The organism is Halanaerobium saccharolyticum (assembly GCF_003259895.1).
Lineage (GTDB): Bacteria > Bacillota > Halanaerobiia > Halanaerobiales > Halanaerobiaceae > Halanaerobium > Halanaerobium saccharolyticum_A.
The window spans coordinates 1-26,280 of sequence record NZ_QLME01000035.1 but is presented as its reverse complement, the minus strand read 5'-3'; the positions used below and the strand labels follow the sequence as shown (position 1 = coordinate 26,280).

Genomic DNA, 26,280 nt, shown 5'->3' with positions numbered 1-26,280 from the left:
CCAACCAGCTTTTAAAGAAACTGGGATACTTTAGTTTTACAGAAAGATATGCACAAGTAATTAATTCTTAATGAACCGCCCAGTACCGAACGGTACGCTGTGGTGGTGTGAGAGGACGGGGAATAAACTAATTATTTCCCTCCTACTCGATTTATTATAACTAGTGAATTAAATCACTTGTACCAGGTACAAAAGGACCCTTTTGTACCTGGTACCTATATACCTGCACATATATTTGTTTTTGGAGCTGAATTATTATATAATATTTATAACTATTGAAATAAAATTTAAAATGTCTAAATTAGTGAGGGATTTAATATGGTAAATAAAAATAATACTAAAATTGAAGAAAAAATAAGGAATATATCTAAGTATTTAAATGAGTATACCAAAGATCATCTTAAATGTTATAATTTGACTCTGGGGAGATTTCATGTTTTAAGAGTTATTATTGAGTCACAACCTGTAAGTATGGGAGAGATTCATGAAGAACTGCATATGGCTAATAGCACAGTGACAGTAATAGTAGATTATTTACATGAGGCCGGACTGGTTAAAAGAAAAAGAGATACTGAGGATAGAAGAGTTGTTCTTTTAGAAATCACCGAAAAGGGTAGAGAAATTATGGTGGGTTTGATTAAAAAGAGACAGGAATTTATGGAAGAAGCATTGGTGGATATGGGAGATTCAGCCGAAGAACTAGCTCAGCTTTTAGAGAAGTTGCTAAATAAAATTGAAGAGATATATTAGAATATTGAAGTTGATGGAGTGATTATTTTGAAAAAAAGAATATTATTTTTTTTAATTATGTTTTTATTAATATTTATCTTTAATGCGAATGTAGCTGCTCAAAGTGAACTGGCTATGTCAATTAGAAATCACTTGCTTGTAATTGAAGAATATGAGGGAATGTTTCCTGAAAATGAAGATGTTAATTTTTATCAGCAGTTAAAAGAGTTTTATGAGCAGAGACATTATCAATCTATTTGGTTAAAAGAGGAACAGTTCAGGAGAAATCCGGAAGCGCTGGTGGAAGAAATTAAAAACAGTTATGATGAAGGTTTAAATCCAGAAGATTATCATCTAGAATATATAGAAGAAAATACAAGATATCAGGAATTATTTGAAGAAGGGTCGCTTAAAAAAAGAGCACTGCTTGATATTTTATTAACCAATGCCTATTTGAGTCTGGCTTCTGATTATTTAAATGGAAAAATTGATGCAGAAATAATAATTGAAGATTATAGTTATCAACCTGATAATCTGGAAGCCCAAAATCTTTTAAAACTGCTGCTGGAAGAAAAGGATGTAGCTCAGACTTTGCAGGAACAGCTTCCTCAAATAGAAAACTATAAAAAATTAAAACAAAAATTAGCTGATTATCGTAATCCAGAAAAGATAAAAGAGTGGACTCAGATAGCGCCAGGTGATCTTTTAGCTGAAGATGCTGAAGGTCAGAGAGTGTCCCAGTTAATCTCTAATTTAAATTCGCGCAATTATTTAAATCAAGCTCAAATAGAAAATGATGACTATTTTGATCGAACTGTAAAAAAGGCTGTAGTTAGATTTCAGATGAATCATGGTTTAAATGCAGATGGAGTTGTAGGTGACAAAACACTTAAGGCTTTAAATGTTCCCCTGGATCACAGAATAAAACAAATAATTATAAATATGGAAAGATGGCGCTGGCTGCCTGAAGATTTAGGAAGCCGCTATATTTATGTAAATATTGCTGATTACAATCTTAAATTATATGAGAATAATCAGGTCATTATGGAGATGAAAACCATTGTCGGTCAGGAGCAGAGAAGTACTCCTGTTTTTAGTGATACTATTAAGTATCTGGTTATAAATCCTTACTGGTATGTACCTAAATCAATAGCAGTAAAAGATAAACTTCCTCAGATTAAGAAAGATTATAATTACTTAAAAGAAAATAATTATTCTTTATTTAAATATATGGGGGATAGTGAATTAAAAGAGATTGATCCAGCAGAAGTTGAATGGTCAAAAATTAATGAAGACAATTTTAATTATCTCCTGCGGCAGAATCCAGGCGATCAAAATGCTCTGGGGAAAATAAAATTTATGTTTCCCAATAAATTCAGCATTTATTTACATGATACACCGGGTAGATATTTATTTTCAGAAACCGACCGAAGTTTTAGTTCAGGCTGTATTAGAATTGAAAAGCCAGTAGATCTGGCAGAATATCTTTTGCAGGATCAGGAAAAATGGAATCGAGATGCTATAGAGTCAGAAATGAAAAAAGATAAAGAAAAAACTGTTTACTTAAACAATCCGATTAAAATTTATATCCAGTATAACAGCGCCTGGGTAGATTCTCTGGGAAATTTAAATTTTAGAGAAGATATCTACAATCGAGACCAAAAAATAATTAATGAATATTTTAAATCACTATAATAATTGACTTAAACTAATAAAATTAAAGGAGTAAAAGAAGAATAGATGAAAAAAATATTATATTTATCAATACTATTATGCACATTATTAATTTTAAGCTTAACAGTTAACACAGCAGCTTTTTCAGCGGGACATGCAGACTTTTCTGTAGAATATGATGGTTTAGAGATTCCTCTAAAAGTATTTAGTATTTTTGTACTGCCCGGAGAAGAAATAAAATTTACTATTGCAGAAGAAGATAAAGGCCCAATGTATCAAATTGAACTGGGAGGAAAGATTTTTGAAAGTACTAGTTCATTCACCTGGAATGCTCAGACAGAAAGTGGAAACTATCAGGCTGTAATTAGAGAAAAAAACATTGATAGTTCAGCTGCAGAAATTAAAATAAATATTTTTGTTCTGCATCCACGTGAGAAAAAAAATGGCCAGTATATAGAAAATTTCAGGATTGGAAATTATCCAGAGATTCCAGCCGACAAGAAAGATTATTATGCGAAACCGGATGGTTTCTGGAAAATAGATGAATCAATACTTGATTTGAAATTAACTCCTCATTTTAAAGTGAAACAGTTTTTAACAAGACAGAGCAGTGAGCTGCCTCAATTTATAGCGATTCAGGAGTCTTTACTGCTGAAATTGGAGTTTTTTCTGGAAGAAGTTAATAATGCAGGTTATCAGGCGGAGACTTTTGGTATTGTAAGTCTTTATCGTTCCCCCTATTTTAATAAAAAAATAGGTAATAATACTGATTTCAGCCGTCATCTTTATGGAGATGCTGCAGATATATATATTGATAATAGTGGGAATAGCTGGATGGATGACTTGAATGGTGATGGCCAATCAACTAAATCTGATGCAGATATCCTGTATGAACTTGCGGTTAAATTTGACCAAAAAAAGAAATTTTCTCATCTCCAGGGTGGAGTCTGCAGTTATAAAGGAAATGGAGTCAGAGGTCCGTTTATTCATATTGATACCCGAGGTTTTCATGTCAGCTGGTAATTGGGAGAAAAAAATTATAATTGACAAATGTTTTTATTATATAACAGGAGGTAATTTAATTGTTAATTGGAGATATTATTTCTAAAACTGCAAATCAAAAAAAAGAAAAAACTGCAGCGGTACTGGAGGATCGAAAAATTACATATGGTGAGCTGGAAAAAGAAAGCAATAAACTTGCTCATGGGCTGATAGACTTAAATATTAAGCCCTCAGATATGGTCAGTATAATGCTTCCTAATTGTCTGGAATTTCTCACTGCTTATCTTGGTGTTATTAAATCTGGAGCTACTATGGTACCTTTAAATATTAGTTTTAAGACACCGGCAGTCGAGTATATATTAAATAATTCTGAAGCAAAAATAGTTATTACTTCTAAAAAGTTTTTGCCTTTAATTAAAGAATCTAATTTAGATTTTCTGGAAAATATTATTTTAGTTGATGGTGATAAAGATGATGGTTATATATTATTATCAGAATTAAAAAATCAAAAAACTTCTCTGCCAGAGCTGCAAAATATTGATCAGGAATTTACTGCAGCCTGTCTTTACACTTCTGGGACTACAGGCAAGCCCAAAGGAGCAATGTTAACACATCATAATTTAATATTTGATACTCAAAAAACAATTGAACATTTAAAAATTGATGATACTGATCGCTACATCTGTGTGCTGCCGATGTTCCATGCTTTTGCTGAGACAGTCTGTATCTTACTGCCCCTATTTTTGGGAGCAGAAATAGTTATTGTGGATAGATTTTTACCAGAAAAAGTATTGAAAACTATTCAGGAAAAGAATGTGACATTTTTTGCTGGAGTACCAACAATGTACTCAGCACTCTTAAATGTTAAAAATAAAGAAGAATTTGATCTTTCCCATTTAAATCTCTGCATTTCCGGGGGAGCTGCTATGCCGCAGCAGACAATGGAAAATTTTGAAGAGACATTTAAGGTTAAAATTCTGGAAGGCAATGGTCCTACTGAAACCTCACCAGTAGCTTATGTAAATCCGGTTGATGGAGTTAGAAAGACGGGATCAGTTGGTCTTCCAATTCCTGAAACAAAAGTTAAAATTGTTGATGAAGATGATAATGAAGTATCTTTTGGTGAAATTGGAGAAATTATTGTTCAGGGTGAACATGTAATGAAAGGTTATTTTAAGATGCCTGAAGCAACGAAAAAAACTCTGCGTGGGGGCTGGTTACACACAGGTGACCTGGGTAAAATGGATGAGGATGGTTATGTCTATATTGTTGATCGAAAAAAAGATATGATTAATGTTGGTGGGATGAATGTTTATCCCCGTGAAATTGAGGAGCAGTTATATAAACATCCCAAGATTAGAGAAGCAGCTGTAGTTGCCACCAAAGATGAGCTTAGAGGTGAAATTCCAAAAGCCGTGATTGTTCTAAAAGATGGTGAAACTGCAACTGAAAGAGAAATTCAGAAATACTGCATGCAGTATTTTGCTAATTATAAGATTCCTAAACTGGTAGATTTTATTGAAGAGCTTCCCAAAAATGCCACTGGTAAAATTGATAAAAAGTCTTTGAGCGATCTTTAAAATTGGTTTATTTTTTTAAAGAATTTTATTTTAGCCTTAATCCAATTAAACAGCTTATTATGAATTTTAAATTTTAGCGGAGGTGTAAATTATGGAAAAAGATTTTGAAAAACTTCGCCAACTGATGGTAAAAAATCAGTTAATTGATAGAGGTATAGAAGATCAATTAGTAATTGATGCTTTTAAGAAAGTCCCGAGAGAAAAATTTATGTTAGAAAAAAATAGACACTTAGCTTATGAGGATGGTGCTCAGAGTATTGATGAAGGGCAGACAATCAGTCAACCCTATATTGTGGCTTCAATGCTGCAGGCTCTAAATTTAGATGAATCAGACAGAGTCTTAGAAATAGGAACTGGTTCGGGTTATGCTGCCGCACTTTTAGCAGAAATTGCAGCTGAAGTTTATACTATTGAAAGAATTGAGAAATTGGCTGTAAAAGCAAAGGAAGTGCTTGCAGAACTAAATTATGAGAAAGTAAAAGTAAAAATTGGTGATGGAAGTCTAGGCTGGGTCGAAAAAGCTCCTTATGATGCTATTATAGTTTCAGCAGCAGCTCCCTATGTACCAGAAAAACTGCAGGAACAGCTCAAAAAAGGTGGTCGAATAATTATTCCTATTGGAGAACGTGGGGGAATTCAAAGTCTGAAGTTAATTAAAAAGAAATATAACGGGAAATTTAAAGAAGAAGAACTCGAGTATGTAAGATTTGTTCCTCTTTTAGGAGAGGACAGCTGGAAATAGTTTATTTAATCAGCCGCTTTATGCGGCTGGCTTTTAATGAGACTTCCTGGTGCCGTTAATCTGGGGGCTTAAGTCAGGTCTGGATTGCAGTTGGATTATTTATTGGTACAGTGTTAAACTGGAAGTATGTAGCTGCTCGTTTAAGAGTATATACAGAAAAAACGGATTCAATGACTCTCCCCTCATTGATTTTTTATAAATATAATTGTAATCATGCTGGTTAATAAAGTTTATCCACAGCAGGATCAGGGGATATTGGATGAATTTGAAGCGGTAGAGAAAATTTATCAGCGAGATATAAAATAGATATAGAAAGGTTGGATATTAATGAGAATTTATTCCTGGAATGTTAATGGAATAAGAGCAGCAGCAAGAAAAGGGTTTTTAGACTGGATTGAAGAAGAACAGCCTGATGTCCTGGGACTGCAGGAGATTAGAATTCAGGATCATCAGTTAAAAGATAAATTACGGGAAATTGAAGGTTATCATTCTTACTTTAGTTTTGGTGAGAAAAAAGGATACAGTGGGGTAGCTTTATATACTAAGATAGAACCAATTGATGTCTGGCATGGGCTTGGAATTAAACGTTTTGACCGGGAAGGAAGAGTTATAGCAGCAGAGTTTGAAAATTTTTATCTGCTCAATATTTACTTTCCCAATGGTAAAAGCAGCCAGGAAAGACTAAATTATAAACTTGATTTTTATGATGCCACCCTCGAATATTGTGAGGAACTTCGTGAAAATGGAAAAGAAATAGTCGTGTGTGGAGATTATAATACAGCCCATCACCCTATTGATCTTCATGATCCTGATTCTAATAAAAAGACTTCAGGCTTTTTGCCGATTGAGAGAGTGTGGCTGGATAAGCTTGAAGAACATGGCTATCTAGATACTTATCGTTATTTTCATCCTGAAAAAGAGACTTATACCTGGTGGAGTTATAGAACCAGGGCTCGTGAACGGGATGCAGGTTGGAGGATAGACTATCATTTTATATCTGAAGGGCTAGAAGATAGCCTGAAGAGCGCAGAAGTTTTAACCGATGTTATGGGCTCAGATCACTGTCCGGTTACTATTACACTTGATTTAGATTAGTTAAATTTTAAGTCAAAGATAAATATTAAAAGTAAATATACCTTAAAGGCAGCCTGAAAGTGTTTTAGATTTCAGGCTGCCTTTTTAAAATTTAATAATTAAATTTTGATTAAAGTGAGATTACTTCATTTTAAGATTGTTTAATACTAAAATTAAATATTTTCAGCTGAATAATTGTTTTAATTTTCTTTTTTTAAATTATTAACCTGATCTTTTTTTAAAAAGAGAAAGGAGATAATTATTCCTAAAATAGCAATTATTAGAGTCGGATAAAAGACAAATTGATAACTTCCCATAATATCTCTAATACTTCCGGAAAACAAATTACCAATCACTGCTCCAACACCATAGGCAGTAAACAGGTAGCCGTAGTTTTGACTGTAATTTTTTTTGCCAAAAAAGTACGAAGTTGCAGCAGGAGCAATTGCAAGCCAGCCTCCCAGATTTAACCAGAAAATTGCAAAGGATATAAAATAAAGTACTGGACTACCCGAAGTATTAATTATCATTAAAATTGAGGCAATAATAATTAAAGAAAAAGAAATAATTGCTGTTCTTTTTGCTTTAAATTTATCAGTGAGGGCTCCGAAAATTGGACGTCCAATACCGTTAAAAATAGCAAATAAAGAGACACAAATAGAAGCTGTGGCTGAATCTAGATTAATTAATTCTTCTGCAACAGGGCCAGAAATAGCTATTGCCATCAGGCCAATAATTGTTCCGATTACAAAAGTAGTCCAGAGTGCATAAAAACTTCTGCTTTTAAGCATCTTCTCAGGAGTAATTTCTACGCTTAATTTTTTATTTTTCTTAGCTTTAGATTTTTCATTTTGTTTATCCGGAAACTTAAGTGGTAAAGAAAGCAGTGTAATAATTACTGCAAATAAGATTCCCAGAATTTTAAAAGTACTAAAAGCCCCAAATTGTCTGATTAACCAGCCAGCTGCAGGAGCGGTTATAAATGGTGAAAGTCCAAACCCTCCCAGTGTTAAACCAACTGCCAGTCCTTCTTTATCAGGAAACCATTTAGCTGCTACTGCCATTGGAGCTCCATAGGCTATGCCAACTCCCATCCCACCTATGACACCATAACTAATGGTTAAAACAGTGATTGAAGAAGTAAAACCAGATAAAAACCAGCCTATTGAAATTAAAATACCCCCAGCAATTGTCATCACTCTTGGTCCGTATTTGTCCATATAGCTGCCAGCAAAAGGCATAGCCAGAGCATAAAAAACCAGAAAAACCATATAGGGTAGACCACTTTTAGTAGCACCAATATTAAAAGCTGTTTCTATAGGTTTACGAAAAATACTCCAGGAATAAATAGTTCCCATACACATAAATATTATTAAGCCTAACGGAATATAAAGCCATCTACTCTTATTCTCAGTTACTGAAGCCTGCATATTTCAATATTTCCTCCTTAGTTTTCTAATTTTACTTGAATATATAGCTATTAACAGTTAATATATTATTAGGAAAATGATTAATAAGCTAAATAAATCTATAAATTTAAGAGCTATAGTTAGAAATAGCATAACAAAACTTCCTGACTTTATCAAGCTAAAAGGCTAAAATCTAAATATTTTAAATTTTAAGTTGGTACTTTTAACAGAGGAGAATATTAGAATAATTAATGTTGTCCAGCAGCAGATGAAAATTAAAAAATTCAAATAAAATGAGGATAGATTATGGATAAAAAAATACTCGCAATAATTAATCCAGCAGCGGCTGGTGGTAAAACCGCAAAGATCTGGCCTAAAAAAAATAAATATGTCAAAAAAGAATTCATTAATTTTGATGAAGTCTATACAAAAAAGTCCGGGGAAGCAGTTAAATTTGCCCAAAAGGCAGTAGAAGAAAATTATGATTATATCATGTCAGTCGGTGGGGATGGTACGGTAAATGAGATTATCAATGGGATGCTTTTAGCCGAAAAAAAAGAAATAAGAACAAAATTAATTATTTACCCTCTGGGCACCGGGTCTGACTTGAGCAGAACCCTAAACCTGCCAACTAATATAGATGATTTTATCGAGCTGGTTAAACGCGAAAAAAGTAAGAGTATTAAAGTTGTGGCAGCAGAGTTTTTTAATTATCAGCAGCAAAAAAGGAAAAGATATTTTATCAATATTGCTGATTGTGGTATGGGAGCAGTGGTGGCTAAGAAATTAAATAAAAGCAGAAAAAAACTTGACGGTAGTTTGAGTTATCTAGTAAAAATTTTTCAGACTCTGTTTAATTATCGAAATAAAGAAATTAAAGTTGAAGCAGATGATAAGCTACTTTATCAGGGGAAAATTAAATCTGTTATAATTGCTCACGGCAATTATTTTGGTGGAGGAATAAAAATTGCTCCTGAAGCTGATCTTTTTTCTGATAAGCTAAATTTAGTTTTACTAAAAGATTTTTCAAAATTAGGGATAATCCTAAACTTAATAAAAGCGTATAAAGGTAAACATCTCAGCCATTCTCTGGTGGAATCATACCAGGTAGAAAAGATTAAAATTACAACTCAGGAGCGGGTGGAACTGGAGCTGGATGGTGAATCACTTGGACTTTGTGATGCCAGTTTTGAAATTTCTAGAAAAGAAATTGAAATTTTAGTTTAAGATTGCAATTTAAGAATTTAAAGTATTGTTAAATTAATGTAAATTTATGAAAAGCTTCTTGACTTTAAAAAAATTATATTATAAGATTTGAATATGAGTAAAATCGAATATTCGAATAATGGAGGGGTCAAAATGGAAATTACTGAAGTTTTAAAAGCCCTTGCTCATGAAAATAGAATAAGAATTTTAAATCTTCTTGCTGGATCTGAATTATGTGTCTGTGAGTTGGAAAATATTATGCAGGTGACTCAGTCTAATGCTTCCAGACATCTATCTAAATTAAAACAGGTAGATTTAATTAAGGGCCGCAAAAGGGCTCAGTGGATTTATTATAGTTTAAATCAGGATCTGTTAGCTGAACATAAGTTTCTGAAGAATTTGATTGAAGAAGAAATTAAAGATTGGTCGGTGGCTAAAGAAGATAAATTGAGACTGGAGAAATATAATGCCAGTTCCTTAAGTTGTGAAACATTACCAGATAGCAATATTTTTGAAGATTAAGAAATAGATAAATAGGAGAGAATTCAATGAAATATAAAGTAGCTTTTGTTTGTGTTGGTAATTCCTGCCGCAGTCAGATGGCAGAAGGATTTGCAAGAGAATATGCAGGTGATATTCTGGATGTTTATAGTGCAGGGACAGATCCTGCCCCAGAAGTAAAACCTAATGCGGTCAAGGCAATGGATGAGGTTGAGATAAATATCAGTGATCAGTATCCTAAATTGTTAGCAGATATTCCATCTGAGTTAGATGTTTTAATTACCATGGGTTGTGGAGTTGAATGTCCCTTTATTCCCTGTAAATTTAGAGAAGACTGGGGTCTAGATGATCCAGCAGGTGAACCGATGGAGATGTTTAGAGAAACAAGAGAAATAATTGATACTAAGGTGAAGCAACTGATAGAAAAAATTAAAAATGATAAAATTTAAATGATTTGTTTAATTTAAATTAATTATTTATTTGAGAGTTTTATTGCCTTAAATAGAAAAAATAACTATTATAGTGTTTTTAAAATCACATATGTATTAAAAAAACCGGCTAGTATAATACTAGCCGGTTAATTATTTTTATTGATTAAGAATATCATTTACCAATTATTTACTAAGTCACCTGTAACAGTAGCTCCGCCTTCAATAGTAAATGTTTCTTTAGCTGCTTCATTTTCGAAGTAAACATTACCTTCTACAGTAAAGCCAGTTGTTAATTTGAAGTTTTCTGATTCAACATAAACATCTCCTACAAAAGTACCAGCTTTAAATCTTGTTTTAGGACTTGCAACTGTAATACTTGGAGCTTCTAAAGTATATCTATCAGTTACATTATGATCGTCATCTTGATCATAAAGAGCTAACTTGCGGTCAACTTCACCTCTGTTGGTGTACTCACCTTCTAATACGATTTCTTCGTCAACACTTAAATCCTGTTGGATGATTAAGATCCAGGAATCTTCTACTGCTGTCATTAAACTATCCTCATCTACCACCTGAGATGCAGAAGAAACTGTGTCTTGAGCACTTACTGTTGGTGCAACTAATAAAGCAGCAACCGCGATCATTAATACAATTGTTTTGATTTTCATAAATAAATCCTCCTTTTAAAAATTTGATTAATTAATTTACCTATCTCTATCTTAACATATATGTGAAAAATGTGTCAAGTGGTATTAGTGATTTATTTTACTTTTTTCATAAATTATTAATAATCAATAAAGGAAAGATAGACCAAACATAGAATATATTAAATAAGTTATTTTATATATTTAAACTTAATTTTGCTATATTTAATGAGAGGTGAGAAACATGAAAGATATTATAAAAATTGAAGAATTGAGAAAAAGAGTTAAACTTGAACTGGATATTATTGCAGAGTTTTTTGCTGTTGAAGATTTAAAAATGGCAGTTTTAACACCAGAAGCTGAACTTGAATTTTTTAGCCAACAAAATACTGATTTTGAAAAAGAAGTTAATAAAACTAGACTTACAAAAGCTATGCATGAAAAAATTAAAGCAGCTCCTGATATGGAAATAAAAAATATTTTAGCAGAATATCTGGATGAATTCAAAAGTGAGTTTATCTGTTTTAAAGTTCAGGCTGCTGAATATATTTATATTATATATTTTTCTTTAAATTCGAAGTTAAAAAGCAGCAAAACTGAATCTATAAAGTTATTTAAAAGACAATTAAAAGCTGTCTTAGATGATATTTATAAACAGGAAACAATTAAAGATGATTTAAGTCAGAAAAATGACGAAAATAAAACTTTAAAAAAAGAAAAATATATCACTGCCTCAGCCCTTGATTCGGTTCCCGGAAATATTTCGATTTTAGATAAAAAAGGGAAAATTGTTTATACAAATAGTTCCTGGGAACAGTTTGCAGCTGCAAATGGTGCACTGCCAGGAAATGTTGGTATTGGAGAAAATTATCTGGATGTTTGTAAAGAAGCTGTGGAAGAGGGAGACTTATTTTCTGCTAGAGCCTATAATGGAATCTTATCAGTTTTAAATAACGAGATAGATGATTTTAGTATGGACTATCCCTGTCACTCTCCTGAGGAAAAAAGATGGTTTAGAATGTATGTTTCTTCATTTAAAGGTATTGGTTCTTATGAGGTTATGATCTTACATCAGAATATTACCAGAGAAGTTTTGTCTGAAAAAAATTATGAGAAAATATTAAATGAATTTCCGGCCTCTATCATAAAATATGATAGCGAAAAAAGGCTTGTTTATTTTAATCAAAAGGCTCTGGAATTATTTGATTTAACAGAAAAAGATCTTAATAAAGCTTTTTCTGATTTGAAAATTGCAGGTTACAGTAAAGGGGATTATTTAGAAAAATTAAATTATGTTATTGAAAACAATAAAAGTACTAAAACAAGAATAATAGTAAAAAAAGATGAGCAGGAAAGATATTATGATAATTTTTTAGTTCCTGATTTTGAGGCCAATAAGTTGAAAACCATTACTTCAATAATTCCAGATCAATTAGTAAATCAAACTGCCAGGTCGCATTCGCCAAAACACAGAAATCATTATCTGCAGCTTTTTAATAATTTTCCTGATGCTTTAGTTTTGCTTAATCTTGATGAGAGAGTTATTAATGCTAATAAAAAGTTCTGCCAGCTATTTGAATATGAGATGGAGGAATTAAAAAATAAGGAACTTGATTCTTTGATTGTACCGGCTGGAAAAGAAGGTGAGGCCAAGTATTTTTCTCAACTTGTTTTAACCGGGACACAATTAGAACATGATGTTTGCCGGATTAATTCCAGGGGAGAAAAGCTTAATCTGCAATTAACTGCATTTCCTGTACTTTTAAATAATAATAGAATAGGTGTATATGCAATTTATAGAGAAAAAATAAAGTAAGACCAGTGTGGTAGGGAGGTATTTTGTTTTGGAAAATAAAGATGGTATAGTTTATCTCGAAAATGGAAATTTAACTATTATTAATCCAGAAGGGCTGGGCAGATATCCTCGTATTAAGGCCGGTGAAAATGTTGATATTTATATAGCTGGAGAAAAGGAAAGCAAAGAGGTAGTTGTCAGTCAGGATGTAGAGGATTTAATTGAGTTTAAAATTAATAAAGTAAAAAGAAGAAAAAAATTAGATATAGAACTTACTGAGAATAAATTAAAGGCTTATTTAATAATTGAAATTATTCCCGAGCAGAGATTAGTGCTTAAAAACACAGAAGCAGCCAATCAAATAAAAGTAGAAACCAAAAGCAAAGAAGAAATTTTTCCTGAAGTAAGAAAAGAAGAAATAATTGAGCTTTTAAATTTTTATAACATCAGTTATGGAATAAGACATGACTATCTCAATCAGATTCTGACTCAGGAGAGGAATTTAAGTGGTAAATATTTAATTGCTGAGGGAAGAAAAGCAGAAGCTGGTCAGAATGCAGAAATTATAAAAAGTGAAGAATATAAAAAGAAGGAAGAAAATTTATTCAATGTTATTGACTCAATCGATAAAGGTGAGATGATCTGCTATAAAAAGAAAGCAGTTGAAGGAAAAATCGGAATCAATGTTTTTTCTGAAAGAATTCCCCCACCTCCTGTTAAAGATTTAGAACTTAAAGCAGGTAAAAATGTACAGCTGACAAAAGATGGTTTAAAAGCAGTTGCCCTTGAAGGCGGTCAGCCCAAGTTGATCAGGAGAAGATCAACAGTAGAGGTCCATATTTATAAACAATATATAATCAAAGGTGATGTAGATAAATATACCGGACATATTAAATATTATGGAGATCTTCTTGTTAAAGGGGATGTAAAGGATTATTTTAATGTTGATGTAGGTAATGATTTAAAGGTTCAGGGGAATATTGCCAATGCTGAAGTTAAAACTAGGGGTAACCTGCATGTGAATAATAATATTATAGCCAGTAAACTATTTATTGGTAACTATCTGGATCGAGAAATTGTGACAGCTTTAAATAAAATTATTGGAAGTTTAGAAAATCTTAAAAAGGGTGTAGAAGAGATTCTAGGTGAAGCAAATAAAAGGAAAATGGATCTCAATAATTTTAGAACTGGAAGAGTTTTAAGGTTGCTGATTGAAAATAAATTTCCGGTATTAAAAAAGTTAATTTTAGATGTCAATGATAAAATAAATAATAGTGATCAGTTAAAAAAATATTTTAAGGAGATCACCCCCTATTTTAATAATATGGCAAATATAGAACGAATTACAGATGAAAGAATTCTCTATAAGTTTAAAAATAATTTAGTAGAATTTATAGATCTCAATTTAAATCAGAATGGAGTTTTAAATATTTATGCCGGTTATATTCAGAATTCGGAAATTAATATTGGAGGTTCGGTGATTATAAACCGTCTGGGATGCTATAATTCGACTATTAGAGCAAAAAAATCAATTATTGTAAAGAGTAAATCAGGATTTTTAAAAGGTGGCTCCTATCAGGCAGAAGAAATAGTTTTCGCCCAGGAAGCAGGCAGCAAATTGAGCAAAACATATTTTAGAGTTGGAGAAAAAATCTTTATTAAAAAAGCGCTGGGAACTCTAATAATTAAAAGTGATAAAGATAGTAAAATTATTGAAGCTGGAACAAAAAACATAAATTTTAAGGTTAATGACTTCGGTCAGCTGGTAGCTGTCTCTAATCTACCCAATATAAATCAGTATCTTCTGCGGGATGAAGAGCTGTGATTTCTAAAATTGGGTATTTATTTAAACCTGTCAGTAAATTTACTGGCAGGTTTTTTGCTATTTTATTAATTATACTTTTATGTTACAATAAAGATATAATTAATTATAGAAAGGTACTGGTGAAATAATGAGAAGCAGTGATATTGACACAACAGGAATTGAAGAAGCTCCCGAAAACGTAGAGTTTAGTGAAGGAGATAAGGTAGATATTTTAGTTTATAAATTTACTGATTTAGGAGCAACAGTAATTATTAATGACAAATATTTTGGTTTAGTTTATGAAAATGATATTTATAAAGAAATTACAATTGGAGATCAATTAAAAGGTTATATTAAGAAAATTAGAGAAGACAATAAAATTGATGTCAGTCTGCGCAAGATAGGCTATGGCAGAATCGAAGATGCGAAAGAAAAAATTCTGGATCGTCTTCAGGCTAAAGGTGGCTCCTTACCCTTAAATGATGACAGCTCACCTGAACGAATTAAAAAAGAGTTAGAAATCAGCAAGGGAAGCTTTAAAAAGGCAATTGGTGGTTTATATAAAGAAAAAATCATTGACATAACTTCTAAAGGGATTAAATTAAAAAAATAAGTAGAGAAAAGAGTTGTCGAAATGAAGGGTAAAAATCATTTTTTTGATTGTCTTAACTTTGATCTTATAATTTTGATTGTAGTTATTTTTCTCTGGTTAACAGTAATTCCGGTTTCAGCGTTAGAAATAGTTTCGCTTCCAGTTGAAAAAATAGAAAAAGATGTTTATCAAATTGAAGCAGAAATTCCGATTCTGATGGAGCTAAACCATAAAAAAATACAGGAAAAATACAATGACCTATTTAGAGATAATATTTTAACCTTTATTGAATATACTATAGAAATGGCCAGACAGAGTCAGCGTGATTTTTCTGAGGCAGATTTTTCGAGGCGCGAGTTTGTAGGTAGAGTAGGTTTTGATTTAAAAAATAGTAGTGAAATATTAAGCATTAAATTTAATTATTATCAGTATACAGGTGGAGCTCATGGTAATCCCTACAGTTTGAGCTATAATATTGATCTTTCCTCAGGTAAAGATTTAAAATTAAGCAACTTTCTGGAACAACAGGATATGACTCTCATTGAGGTAGAAGAGCTGATTAAAGCTGAAATAAAAAAGAATCCTGATATTTATTTTCAGGATGATTATGGTTTTCAGAGTTTGGATGAGGGACAGTGTTATTATCTGGAGGATGGGAAGCTGGTTGTATATTTTCAACCATATGCTATAGCTCCTTATTCAACTGGAATGCCTGAATTTAAAATTAAATATTAGTTTTGAGGCTGCTGTATTAACTTACAGCAGTTTTAATTTCCAAAAGTGGTTGTCCTGGCAGCTGGTTTTTATTTTGCCTTTTTTACGAACTTATGTTTGTTAAAAGTGAAGAATTATGCTAAACTATATTCAAACATATGTTTTTAAATGGAGAGGGGGAAGTATTATGAAACCTGATTACACCGATGCACCAGAAGATCAAATTTTATGTATTGATATGAAATCATTTTATGCCAGTATAGAACTAGTTAAAAGAGGTATCCACCCACTTAAAGGTTATTTAGCTGTAATTGGTGATAAAAAAAGAAAAGGCTCGGTTGTTCTGGCCTCATCGACTGCTTTAAAAGATAAATATGGAATTAAAACAGCAAACCGCTTATTCCAAATTCCTGATAATGAAGAAATTATATTGGCCGAAGCTAATATGGGACTTTATCTTGATCTCTCAATGAAAATCACAGAAATTTTTAATTCTTATTTACCTCTGGAAGCAATACATATTTATTCTATAGATGAGGCATGGCTTAAATTAAATGGCAGTCAAAAAAAATATGGGGATCCACTTGAACTGGCAGTGAAGATAAAAAAAGAAATCTGGAATAAATATAAATTACCCTGCAGTATGGGGATAGGTCCCAATATGTTTATGGCTAAGGTAGCAATGGATAATGAAGGTAAAAAAACTGGTCTCTGCCGCTGGGATTATAATGATATCCCAGATAAATTGTGGCCGCTAAATCTTTCTGACTGCTGGGGAATTGGCAGTAGAACTGAAAAAAAATTAAATAAAATTGGGGTTTATACCCTGGGTGAGCTGGCCCAGCTGCCTCTGGAGTATCTGGAAAACCAATTTGGAATTATTGGTAATCAACTCTATTATCATGCCTGGGGTATTGATTATTCGGAAGTAGAAGGACATTTTGATGACCGTAAAAAAGCAGTTGGACGCGGGATTACACTTTACAGTGACTATAAAGATTTAGAGGAAATTAAAACTGTGATTTTTAATTTGGCAGAAGAAGTAAGCAAAAGAGTTCGCCATAATAGTTTGAAAGGAAAAACTGTTTCTCTATCTCTCAGTTATTCTAAAGCTGAGACCAAAAAGGGTTTTTCCAGGCAGTTCAGTCTGGAAAAAAGAACAGACATGACCAGAGATATCTATCAGGCTGCACTGGCAATTTTAAATAAACATTATCAGGGAGAAAAAGTTAGAAAAATAAGCCTTTATCTTGCTAAATTTGTGGAAAGTGATTATCAACAGTTAAATTTATTTGAAAATGATTTAAAGAGATCGGAAATTAATCAATTACGGGATCAGTTAGCCCAAAAAATGGGGAAAGATGTTCTTTATTATGCCCGCAACCTGGAAAAGGGAAATATCAAAAAAAGAATTGAAAATACCATTGGGGGACATCATAAATAATAAATAGTTAAAGTGAGATTTCTAAAATTTGTGCGAATTTTAGAGTTTTAATTTCTTTATTTAGCTGTTTAATTTTTATCTGCTGTTCATATTTTTCAACTCTTAAAATTTTTCCTTCAATATTTTTAAGTTCTTTATTTTTATAAAACTTGATTTTGACTATTAAATTTCTATTTAATGCCTTATTAATTTTAAAATTAATTTCTTGCAGCTGCTGCTCGTCTAACTCAGGCTTTTTAACGTCCATTTCTCGCATTTTTAATTCTTTTAGTTTTTTCTGATGTTCAACTAACATCAAGGAATTCCATTTTTTATTACCTCTGTCTTTAAAATTCATATTTTCAGCTCCTTTGATTATGATTTAAAATTTAAAAGTCAATTATCGATCTACTTCAGCAAAATAAAAAGTTGGTTTATCTTAAGTTTAGCATACATTTGTTCGATAAACAAGATCTGTTCAAAAAAATTGCAGGATTAATATAGAATTAAAGCTTAGTGTGATATAATTGTTTTAACAAAAATTGATTTTTAGGTTAAATAAATTTTAAAAAATAATTATAAACACCAGTAAAGGAGTTGAATTAGGTGAAAATATTAGTTACAGGTGGAGCTGGTTTTATAGGGAGTAATTTTATCCATTATCAGCTTAAAAATTATGATGATCAGATTATTAATGTTGATAAATTGAGTTATGCTGGCAATCTTGACAACTTAAAAGATGTAGAGAAAGATCCTAACTATGAGTTTCATCAGCTGAACATTTGCGATAGAGAAAAGGTTGCTAATCTGCTACATCAAGGTATAGATTATATAGTTAACTTTGCCGCTGAGTCCCATGTTGACCGAAGTATAGAAGCTCCTTCAATTTTTGTCAAAACTAATATTGAAGGCACTCAGAATCTACTTGATCTAGCCCTGGAATTTGGAGTCAAAAAATTTGTACAAATTTCTACAGATGAAGTTTATGGCAGCCTGGGAGATAGCGGAAAATTTAGAGAAGATAGTATTCTAAATCCCTCCAGTCCCTACTCAGCTTCTAAAGCTGCTGCTGACCTTTTAGTTAAATCATATGCTAAAACATATAAATTACCTGTGAATATTACCCGCTGTTCAAATAATTTTGGTTCCTATCAGTATCCAGAAAAATTAATTCCACTTTTTATTATTAATGCCCTGCATGATAAGAAATTACCACTCTACGGTGATGGTAGTAATGTTAGGGACTGGATTTATGTTAAAGATCACTGCCGGGCAGTTGATCTGGTCATGCGTCAGGGCAGAAAAGGGGAGGTATATAATATTGGAGCTAATAACGAAAAAAGCAATTTGGAAATAACTAAAAAAATACTTTCCTTATTATCTAAATCAGAATTATTAATTAAACAGGTAGAAGACCGCAAAGGACATGATTATAGATATGCAGTTGACAACAGTAAAATAAAAACTGAATTAGACTGGGAGCCTGAATATGATTTTGAAAATGCTTTGAGAAAAACTTTAAACTGGTATCTGGACCATAAAAAATGGTGGCAGAAACTACTTTAAAGAAAAAAATTTAAGGTTAAACTTAATATTCTGATTTTGCGATTAACTCTTGTTATTTTTCCTGATTAATAATATAATTAATTAAGAACATTAGTTAAAAACAATATTTTCCAATTTATATTTCATGACTATGAAAGGGTGTATTTATGCATATAGAGAGCCTTAAGTATTTTCAGGAAATTGCAAAGGTAAAAAGCATTTCAAAAGTGGCAAGTAATTCTCATATATCTCAGCCAGCTTTAAGTCAGCAGATACAAAAGCTGGAGGATTTTCTGGGAAAAGAACTTTTCATACGCAGCAATAGAGGAGTAAAATTAACAGAATCAGGAGAAATAGTTTTAAAATATGCAGATAATATAATAAGAATCTATAATAAGATGATTGCTGATTTAAATGATCAAGAAAGCAAGGAGATAAAAATAGAAGGAGAATATACCATTGCAACTTATTGCCTTCCCTGTGCGATTTTAAATATGCAGTTTAAATTTCCAAAGCATAAGTATAATCTGGTTGCAGCTTCTTCAGATAAAATTGAGCAGGATGTATTAAGTGATATTTGTGAGGTAGGTTTTACTACTCATCCAGCTCAGGCAAAAAATTTATATTCAGAAGAAGTAATTAATGAAAAGGTAGTATTAATTTCTCCACCTGCTTTTGATCTTCCAGAAAAGTTAAAGCTGGAAGAAATTCTGGCCCACAAATTTGTGATTCTAAAAGAGGACTGTATAATTAAAGAAAAGTTTAAGGATGCATTAGGAGATCTAGATCATAATTTTTCGGAAATTGATGTTATTACTCAGCTTGATTCGACGGAGGCAATTAAAACTTTAGTTCGTAAAGGTTATGGAGTTGCTTTTGTGCCATATAATGCAGTTAGAGATGAATTTAGTGCTAAAGAGATTAATGTTTCTCGAATTAAAGATTATGATCTTGATTATGATATATACATGATTAATAAAAGAGCTGAATTTGTATCTCAGGATGTAAAAGAGTTTACAGCAAACTTTAAAAAATTGGGTAAACATATTTGTTATTAATAAAATTTTTGAAGTTAAATGGTTAAGAACGGAGTAATTTTAATGTGCGAAATAGCTTTTAATAAAATTTATTTAAGTGGAAAAGAAAAAGATTATATAGCTGAGGCACTAAATAGAGGCAGCATAAGTGGTGATGGTCATTATACTAGAAAAGTAAATAAATTTTTAGAAAATAAACTTGCCCTCAATAAGGTTTTATTGACTACTTCCGCTACACATGCTCTAGAAATGGCTGCTCAACTGATTAATTTAAAAGAAAATGATGAAGTGATTATGCCTTCTTTCACTTTCAGTTCTACAGCCAATGCGGTATTAAAAGAAGGAGCAAGACCAATATTTGCCGAAATTAAGCCTGATACTTTTAATCTGGATCCTGCTGATTTTGAGGCTAAGATCACAGATAAAACTAAGGCAGTAATTCCAGTTCACTATGCTGGTATCAGCTGTGAAATGAATCAGATTAGAGAAATATCAGCCCAAAATAATATCTCAATAATTGAGGATGCAGCTCACGCTGTTAATAGTTTTTATCGAGGAGAAGCAGCCGGCAGTCTGGGGGATTTTGGTTGCTATAGTTTTCATGGGAGCAAAAATTTTGTCAGTGGTGAAGGTGGAGCTCTAATTATTAACTCCAATCAGGAGCAGATGCTTGAAAAAGCAGAAATTATTAGAGAAAAGGGAACAAATCGCTCTCGTTTTTTACGGGGAGAAATTGATAAATACAGCTGGATTGGAGAAGGTTCAAGCTATCTGCCATCTGATATTTTAATGGCTTTTTTATTTGCTCAACTTGAGGAAATAGATTATATTACTAAGTGCAGAAAATTTATATTTGACTTTTATAACTCTCATTTAAAAGAATTTTTAACTGAAGATTTTTTGGAAGTGCTACCAATTGTACCGGCTGATAGAAAGAGTAATTATCATATTTATTATCTAAAATTTAAAAATCAAAAAATAAGAGATTTCATTTTACAGCAGCTTAGAAAAAAAGGAATTGAAGCTACTTTTCATTTTCAGCCATTACATTCCTCTCCAATGGGGAAAAAGCTGGGCTATCAAAAAGAAGATCTGGAGCTGACTAATAATGTTGCTGCCAGCATGCTTCGTCTACCAATTTATCCGGGACTTTCTCGCCCTGAGTTAGAATATATCATTGAGGCTTTAAGAAATGTTTTTGCTCAGATTAAGGATGCAGGTGTATAAGTAATGGCTGATTTAATTTCTATAGTGGTACCAGTTTATAATGGAGAAAATTCTCTGGATGAGCTGTATTCTGCTGTTAAAAATACAGCTGCTATTAATAAATTAGAATTCGAATTAATTCTGATTGATGATCGCAGTCGGGATCAGAGCTATCAAAAAATTTTAAAACTGCATAGTCAGGACAGCAGAGTAAAAGGTATTCGATTGGCTCAAAATTATGGGCAGCAGAATGCCATTTTTTGCGGCTTTAATTATACAGTTGGGGACTATATAATCACTATGGATGATGATCTCCAGCACCGGCCTCAGGATATAGCTCTGCTTTATCAGCAAATTAAAAAGGGGTATGATGTGGTTTACGCTATTCCAGAAGAGAGAGCACACAATTTTTATAGAAGACTGGGGTCAAAGCTAACTAATTGCCTTTTTAATTTGATTACTCCCAAAGACGAAGAGATCAGAGTCAGCAGTTTTAGAATAATTACCAGAGAAGTCCTTAAAAAAGTTATTGCTTCTGATAAGTCATTTATTTATCTTTCGGCAATTATTCTCAAAGAAGAACCTGAAATCGCAAATATTTATACCAGACAGGAGCAGCGAAAATACGGTCAGTCAAATTATAATTTTTTAAAACTTTTAAAATTATTTTTAAAGCTTTATGTCTATTACGGAAAATTTCCTTTTTTAAAGTATTTGCGCAGACAAAAAAGACAGTACATAATTGAAGAAAGCACTTTTATATAGGGAGAGGAAAAAGTATGAGACTTTTAATTTTGGGTGGAGGCAGCGGCCAGCTCAGTTTAATCAAAAAAGCAAAAGAACTGGGACATCAGGTGGTTGTTTCTGACTATTATCCAGATGCTCCTGGAAAAAAAATTGCTGACTTCAGTTCCGATAGCAGTACCTTTGATCTTGAAGCCAATCTTAAAACTGCTGAAAAATATGAGGTGGATGGAATTTTAACTGCCGGTACTGATCAGCCGGTTTATACTGCAGCTCAGGTGGCAGAAAAGTTGAATTTAAATCAATATCTTTCAGTTGGAACAGCAGAAGCTGTCACCAATAAAAGAGTAATGAAAAGTAAATTTTCAACAGCTGGGATTCCAACAGTTAAATATAAAATACTGGCTCCAGATTTTTTGGAGCAGGATTTAAAAGATTTCAAAAGACCCCTTGTTGTTAAACCACTGGATAGTCAGGGTCAGCGCGGAGTATTTAAGTTAAATTCTATTGCACAAATTAGAGAAAAATTTAACAAAGTTTTGTCTTTTTCCAGGCAGGATCAGATCCTGGTGGAGGAATATTATAAATCAAATGAAATAACAATCAGCGGTTGGGTTTTTGATAATAGAGCAAAAATTTTAACTGTAACTGATCGGTTACGTTTTGAAGAAGATATTCACATTGGTATTTGTTCTTCTCATCTTTTTCCCTCCCAATATTTAAAGAAATATAAGTGTCAAATTGAAAAGCTAGCTCAAAAAATTGTAAATGAGTTTGGGATTGTAAATGGGCCTATCTATTTTCAATTTTTAATTGGAGAAGAGGGAATTAAAGTTAATGAAATAGCCTGCAGAATTGGTGGTGCTTATGAAGGGGATTTCATGCCGGAACTGACAGGTGTCGATATTTTAAAGATGATGGTAGAACTGGCAGCAGGTCAAGAGATTGGTAAAACTGCTCTCACAGATTATTCACTTCAGGGTAATTCCAATCATCTATCTTCACAGCTCTTTTTTGCTGGCCCGGGAAAAATAAGAAGGATTACAGAAATTAATAAGATTTTAAAATTTCCCGGTGTATTAAAAGCGGGGCTTAATTATGAGCTGGGAAATATCATCCCTGAGATAGAAAACGCAACTGCCAGAGCCGGTTATTTTATTGTTCTGGCAGAAAATAAAAATCAGCTGCAGAAACGAGTAGAGGCAGTATATGATAATTTAAAAATTATTGATCAGGATGGTAATAATCTTGTCTTACGAGAAATTGGAGAAAATTTTGGAGAGGGGCCAGAAATTCAATTATGAAAAAATACATTTTAGTCATTATAGTTATTAGTTTAAGCCTTTTTATAATAAGCGGTTGTGAAGGAACTGAGCAGAGCAATCAAAAGAGTATTACAATTGCTGAACAGTATGGACTTGCATATGCACCAGTACAGTTAATCAAAGAGCTTGGGCTTTTAAATAATGAAGATTCAGACTTAAAAGCGGAATGGAAACAGTTGAGTAATACGACTGCTATCAGAGAATCGATGCTGGCTGGAGAAGTTGATATTGCTTTTATGGCTATTCCACCATTTTTAATAGCTAAAGATAAAGGAATGGAATGGAAAATAATTTCAGCTCTTTCAGAAAGTCCACTGGGATTAATGACTAATAGAGAATATATTAAGTCTCTTGCGGATTTTAAGGCTGAGGATAAAATTGCGCTGCCACAGCCGGGAAGTGTTCAGCATATTTTGCTTTCAATGGCAGCTCAGAGAAATTTTAAAGAAACAGATAAATTTGATGATCAGCTTTTAACAATGAATCATCCGGACGCAATGAATGCACTGCTGGCAGAAAGAGAAGTAAGTGCTCATTTTGCTTCCCCACCCTATTTGTTTTTAGAGAGTAAGGAAGCTGGTATTAAAAAGATTTTAAGCGGCAGTGAAGCTTTTGGTGGTGACTTCACCTTTATTATAGGAGTCAGCACCGAAGAGTTTTATCAGCAGCAGTCAGAAAATTACATACTATTTTTGAAATCATTAAGAAAAGCAATTGATTTTATAGAGAAAAATCCAGCTGAGGCTTCAGAACTTTTAGCAGACAATTATGATCTAAGTCAAACAGAAATGGAAGAATATCTCACCTGGCCGGGAATGAAATTCACTCCTGAGATTAAAGGATTACAAGAATTCCTGTCTTTTATGACTGCTGAAGGGTATTTAGAAAAAAAAGACTATCAGCGTTCTGATCTTATCTTTACTGATAAAAAAGATTTAGAGGATAGGGAAATTAATAAAGCTGAACTAAAAAGAGGAGCTGCTAAGAATGGGGAATAAATACCGTCAGCGTTTAATCTGGATTACAATTCTAGCTCTGATCTGGCAGCTGACAGCTTTGAGCGGTATTTTTTCAGAAATGATATTTCCCGGACTGGATCAAATTTTTCTGGCTTTAATTAAATCATTTAAAGATGGAACATTAATTAAACAGATAGGATTTTCGCTTTCAATTATCATTCAGGGACTATTTTTAGCGACAGCAGCAGCTTTAATATTAGCACTGACAGCATATTTTTCTAAAAGTGCTGCCGGTTTAATCGATACCTTGACTGCTCTGGCCCATCCATTACCGGGTATTGCACTGATGCCGTTAATTTTAATCTGGTTTGGCTCCGGGAGAACTGCAATTTTAATTGTAATCATTCATTCGGTCTTATGGCCGTTAATTTTAAATCTGAGTACTGGTTTTAACTCTATTCCGGATATCTACACCCTAATTGCTAGAAATTATCGCTTAAATAAATTAGAATTTATGTTTAAAATATTGATTCCGGCTTCACTTCCTTATTTTATTTCCGGGTTAAAAATAGCCTGGGCCAGATCCTGGCGGGCCTTAATTAGTGCAGAAATGCTTTTTGGTGCAATCAATAGTCTGGGTGGTCTGGGCTGGTTTATTTTTCAAAAGCGTGTCTTTTTCGATTTGCCAGGTGTATTTGCCGGGATTATAGCAATTATAGTGATTGGAGTCACAGTTGAGGATTTTATTTTCAAAAAAATAGAAGTAAAAACAGTAAAAAAATGGGGTATGTTAAAATGAAATCCTATTTGGAATTAAAAAATATAAATAAGAGTTTTGAGACAGAAAAGGAAAGAAAACCCGCTCTGAAAAATATTAATCTGCAGATTAATAAAAATGAATTTATAACTATCTTAGGTCCTTCTGGCTGTGGAAAATCAACTTTACTAAAAATAATTGCTGGTTTTAGCAGAGCAGACAGTGGGCAGCTGTTAAAAAACAAAGCAAAGATTGAAAAAGCAGGTCTGGATAGGATTATGCTTTTTCAGGATTTTGAGCAGCTTTTTCCCTGGCAGAAAGTAATTGAAAATGTTACTTTTGCGGTTAAAGCTTCTGCAAAGAATAATAATTTATCTAAAGCACAAATAAAAGAGAAAGCCTTAAAATATTTAAATGAGGTTAAGCTTGAAAATTACCAGAATTATTATCCCCATCAGCTTTCCGGTGGCATGAAACAGCGGGTAGCGCTGGCCAGGACTCTGGCTGCAGAAGGAGAGATTATGCTGATGGATGAGCCTTTTGGTAGTGTAGACAGTCAGACCAGACAGGAACTGCAGGAGCTTTTAGTTCAGATCTGGCAGAAAGAAGAGAGAACAATTATTTTTGTGACTCATGATATTAGAGAGGCAGTTTTTCTTTCAGAGCGGATAGTACTTATGAAAAATGAACCGGGAGAGATAATAGAAGTAGTGGAAAATAGAATGTTATATTCACGAAGACGCAGCAGCAAAGAATTTAATCAACTTTTTGAGCAGCTGGAGACTCGATTATAGAATTCACTTTATAGATTTTAACTGACCATTTTTTTTGACCAATTTCTCTGACAATTCTCATGCCATAAGTAGAATTGCTGAAGCTTTTAATCAGTTTAGTTTCCTGTTCTAAAAATTGCTGCATATCAGAATAATAAGGATAAAGATTGCCGTAGAGAATATTCCAGGTAGGACGGCTGTTATATATAAAGTCCATTTCTTCCGGATAAATTATATATTCAATTTCATTTTTGGCTATATACTGGGAAAAGGAAAGGTTATTTTCCTCTAAGTAATCCAAATTTCTATAGTCAAAAAGACTACCATTTTTAAAATAATAATCTGTATTTAAATTTGCCAGTACCCGAGTGTCTTCTGGTACTACCTCTGCAATCTGCTGCAGATAATCCTGATAATTATAGTGACTGTCATTAAACACTGTGATGACTGTGTTTAAGCTTAAAATAATCACGATAATTGTTAGTAAAGTTACAGCCTGCTTTAAATTAATATCTTTAATTAAATAAGCGAATTTCATAATACGCTTAATTTAGTTTAATTCAAAAAAATATTATCTACGAATCATAAAAATAAGCCTTTTAACTTGAAATTGT

The 26,280-nt window shown here is 32.5% G+C and carries 26 protein-coding genes; 22 read left to right on the top strand and 4 right to left on the bottom strand.

Going from position 1 to position 26,280, the window contains the following annotated elements; translation table 11 throughout:
• Positions 1-318: 318 nt before the first annotated feature.
• The 6 genes from C7958_RS14715 to C7958_RS14685 all read left to right on the top strand — a co-directional run bounded on the left by C7958_RS14715 (position 319) and on the right by C7958_RS14685 (position 6,822).
• Positions 319-750 (top strand): MarR family winged helix-turn-helix transcriptional regulator, encoded by a 432-nt coding sequence (locus C7958_RS14715; protein ID WP_111573427.1) that lies wholly within the window; start codon positions 319-321, stop codon positions 748-750.
• 18 nt (positions 751-768) lie between these two features.
• Positions 769-2,424: a L,D-transpeptidase family protein gene (locus tag C7958_RS14710; protein WP_243834259.1), complete on the top strand. Its 1,656-nt coding sequence runs from the start codon at positions 769-771 to the stop codon at positions 2,422-2,424.
• A 45-nt stretch (positions 2,425-2,469) separates the two neighbouring features.
• Complete coding sequence (locus C7958_RS14705) at positions 2,470-3,426, top strand: D-Ala-D-Ala carboxypeptidase family metallohydrolase (protein ID WP_111573426.1); 957 nt, start codon at positions 2,470-2,472, stop codon at positions 3,424-3,426.
• Between the two features lie 59 nt (positions 3,427-3,485).
• Positions 3,486-4,985, top strand: a complete 1,500-nt coding sequence (locus tag C7958_RS14700) for a long-chain-fatty-acid--CoA ligase (RefSeq protein ID WP_111573425.1) — start codon at positions 3,486-3,488, stop codon at positions 4,983-4,985.
• Between the two features lie 91 nt (positions 4,986-5,076).
• Positions 5,077-5,727 (top strand): protein-L-isoaspartate(D-aspartate) O-methyltransferase, encoded by a 651-nt coding sequence (locus C7958_RS14695; RefSeq protein WP_111573424.1) that lies wholly within the window; start codon positions 5,077-5,079, stop codon positions 5,725-5,727.
• Between the two features lie 327 nt (positions 5,728-6,054).
• Positions 6,055-6,822 (top strand): exodeoxyribonuclease III, encoded by a 768-nt coding sequence (locus C7958_RS14685; RefSeq protein ID WP_111573423.1) that lies wholly within the window; start codon positions 6,055-6,057, stop codon positions 6,820-6,822.
• Positions 6,823-7,001: 179 nt separating this feature from the next.
• On the opposite strand, the gene C7958_RS14680 is transcribed toward C7958_RS14685, so the two are convergent.
• Positions 7,002-8,231: an L-lactate MFS transporter gene (locus C7958_RS14680; RefSeq protein WP_111573422.1), complete on the bottom strand. Its 1,230-nt coding sequence runs from the start codon at positions 8,229-8,231 to the stop codon at positions 7,002-7,004.
• Positions 8,232-8,516: 285 nt separating this feature from the next.
• On the opposite strand from C7958_RS14680, the gene C7958_RS14675 reads away from it, so the two are divergent.
• The 3 genes from C7958_RS14675 to C7958_RS14665 all read left to right on the top strand — a co-directional run bounded on the left by C7958_RS14675 (position 8,517) and on the right by C7958_RS14665 (position 10,366).
• Positions 8,517-9,437 (top strand): diacylglycerol/lipid kinase family protein, encoded by a 921-nt coding sequence (locus C7958_RS14675; protein WP_111573421.1) that lies wholly within the window; start codon positions 8,517-8,519, stop codon positions 9,435-9,437.
• Positions 9,438-9,569: 132 nt separating this feature from the next.
• Complete coding sequence (locus tag C7958_RS14670; RefSeq protein WP_111573420.1) at positions 9,570-9,938, top strand: ArsR/SmtB family transcription factor; 369 nt, start codon at positions 9,570-9,572, stop codon at positions 9,936-9,938.
• Between the two features lie 26 nt (positions 9,939-9,964).
• A complete protein-coding gene (locus C7958_RS14665; protein ID WP_111573419.1) occupies positions 9,965-10,366 on the top strand; it encodes an arsenate reductase ArsC in 402 nt (133 codons plus the stop codon).
• A 158-nt stretch (positions 10,367-10,524) separates the two neighbouring features.
• Here the strand turns inward: C7958_RS14665 and C7958_RS14660 are convergent, their stop codons facing one another.
• Positions 10,525-11,016 carry a hypothetical protein gene (locus C7958_RS14660; RefSeq protein WP_111573418.1) on the bottom strand — a complete coding sequence of 164 codons (492 nt, stop codon included), beginning with the start codon at positions 11,014-11,016 and terminating at the stop codon, positions 10,525-10,527.
• A 220-nt stretch (positions 11,017-11,236) separates the two neighbouring features.
• Here C7958_RS14660 and C7958_RS14655 point away from each other — a divergent pair, with 220 nt between their 5' ends.
• From C7958_RS14655 to C7958_RS14635, 5 genes are all read left to right on the top strand, one after another.
• The gene (locus tag C7958_RS14655; protein WP_111573417.1) at positions 11,237-12,808 is read left to right on the top strand and encodes a PAS domain-containing protein; all 1,572 of its coding nucleotides are present in this window, start codon (positions 11,237-11,239) and stop codon (positions 12,806-12,808) included.
• Between the two features lie 28 nt (positions 12,809-12,836).
• Positions 12,837-14,612 (top strand): FapA family protein, encoded by a 1,776-nt coding sequence (locus tag C7958_RS14650; RefSeq protein WP_166668459.1) that lies wholly within the window; start codon positions 12,837-12,839, stop codon positions 14,610-14,612.
• A 127-nt stretch (positions 14,613-14,739) separates the two neighbouring features.
• On the top strand, positions 14,740-15,204 hold the full coding sequence (locus C7958_RS14645; protein WP_111573415.1) for a hypothetical protein: 465 nt from the start codon (positions 14,740-14,742) through the stop codon (positions 15,202-15,204).
• Positions 15,205-15,225: 21 nt separating this feature from the next.
• Positions 15,226-15,918 (top strand): DUF3298 and DUF4163 domain-containing protein, encoded by a 693-nt coding sequence (locus C7958_RS14640; RefSeq protein ID WP_111573414.1) that lies wholly within the window; start codon positions 15,226-15,228, stop codon positions 15,916-15,918.
• Positions 15,919-16,084: 166 nt separating this feature from the next.
• On the top strand, positions 16,085-17,341 hold the full coding sequence (locus tag C7958_RS14635) for a Y-family DNA polymerase (protein ID WP_111573413.1): 1,257 nt from the start codon (positions 16,085-16,087) through the stop codon (positions 17,339-17,341).
• 7 nt (positions 17,342-17,348) lie between these two features.
• Here the strand turns inward: C7958_RS14635 and C7958_RS14630 are convergent, their stop codons facing one another.
• Positions 17,349-17,678: a YolD-like family protein gene (locus tag C7958_RS14630; RefSeq protein ID WP_111573412.1), complete on the bottom strand. Its 330-nt coding sequence runs from the start codon at positions 17,676-17,678 to the stop codon at positions 17,349-17,351.
• Positions 17,679-17,926: 248 nt separating this feature from the next.
• Here C7958_RS14630 and rfbB point away from each other — a divergent pair, with 248 nt between their 5' ends.
• The 8 genes from rfbB to C7958_RS14590 all read left to right on the top strand — a co-directional run bounded on the left by rfbB (position 17,927) and on the right by C7958_RS14590 (position 25,687).
• Positions 17,927-18,886, top strand: coding sequence for a dTDP-glucose 4,6-dehydratase (rfbB, locus tag C7958_RS14625; protein WP_111573411.1), 960 nt, complete (start codon positions 17,927-17,929; stop codon positions 18,884-18,886).
• A 146-nt stretch (positions 18,887-19,032) separates the two neighbouring features.
• Entirely contained in the window at positions 19,033-19,923 is an 891-nt protein-coding gene (locus C7958_RS14620) for a LysR family transcriptional regulator (RefSeq protein WP_111573410.1), read from the top strand.
• Positions 19,924-19,965: 42 nt separating this feature from the next.
• Positions 19,966-21,129, top strand: coding sequence for a dTDP-4-amino-4,6-dideoxygalactose transaminase (rffA, locus tag C7958_RS14615; RefSeq protein WP_111573409.1), 1,164 nt, complete (start codon positions 19,966-19,968; stop codon positions 21,127-21,129).
• Positions 21,130-21,132: 3 nt separating this feature from the next.
• Entirely contained in the window at positions 21,133-21,873 is a 741-nt protein-coding gene (locus C7958_RS14610; RefSeq protein WP_111573408.1) for a glycosyltransferase family 2 protein, read from the top strand.
• A gap of 14 nt (positions 21,874-21,887) precedes the next feature.
• Positions 21,888-23,156, top strand: a complete 1,269-nt coding sequence (locus C7958_RS14605; RefSeq protein ID WP_111573407.1) for an ATP-grasp domain-containing protein — start codon at positions 21,888-21,890, stop codon at positions 23,154-23,156.
• Positions 23,153-24,175, top strand: a complete 1,023-nt coding sequence (locus tag C7958_RS14600) for an ABC transporter substrate-binding protein (protein ID WP_111573406.1) — start codon at positions 23,153-23,155, stop codon at positions 24,173-24,175. Before C7958_RS14605 ends, C7958_RS14600 begins: the two co-directional genes overlap by 4 nt.
• Positions 24,165-24,935, top strand: coding sequence for an ABC transporter permease (locus C7958_RS14595; RefSeq protein ID WP_111573405.1), 771 nt, complete (start codon positions 24,165-24,167; stop codon positions 24,933-24,935). Before C7958_RS14600 ends, C7958_RS14595 begins: the two co-directional genes overlap by 11 nt.
• Positions 24,932-25,687, top strand: a complete 756-nt coding sequence (locus C7958_RS14590; RefSeq protein ID WP_111573404.1) for an ABC transporter ATP-binding protein — start codon at positions 24,932-24,934, stop codon at positions 25,685-25,687. The genes C7958_RS14595 and C7958_RS14590 overlap by 4 nt, the downstream gene beginning before the upstream one ends.
• Here the strand turns inward: C7958_RS14590 and C7958_RS14585 are convergent.
• Complete coding sequence (locus C7958_RS14585) at positions 25,650-26,204, bottom strand: hypothetical protein (protein ID WP_111573403.1); 555 nt, start codon at positions 26,202-26,204, stop codon at positions 25,650-25,652. The two genes, C7958_RS14590 and C7958_RS14585, sit on opposite strands and share 38 nt — an antisense overlap.
• Positions 26,205-26,280 lie beyond the last annotated feature (76 nt).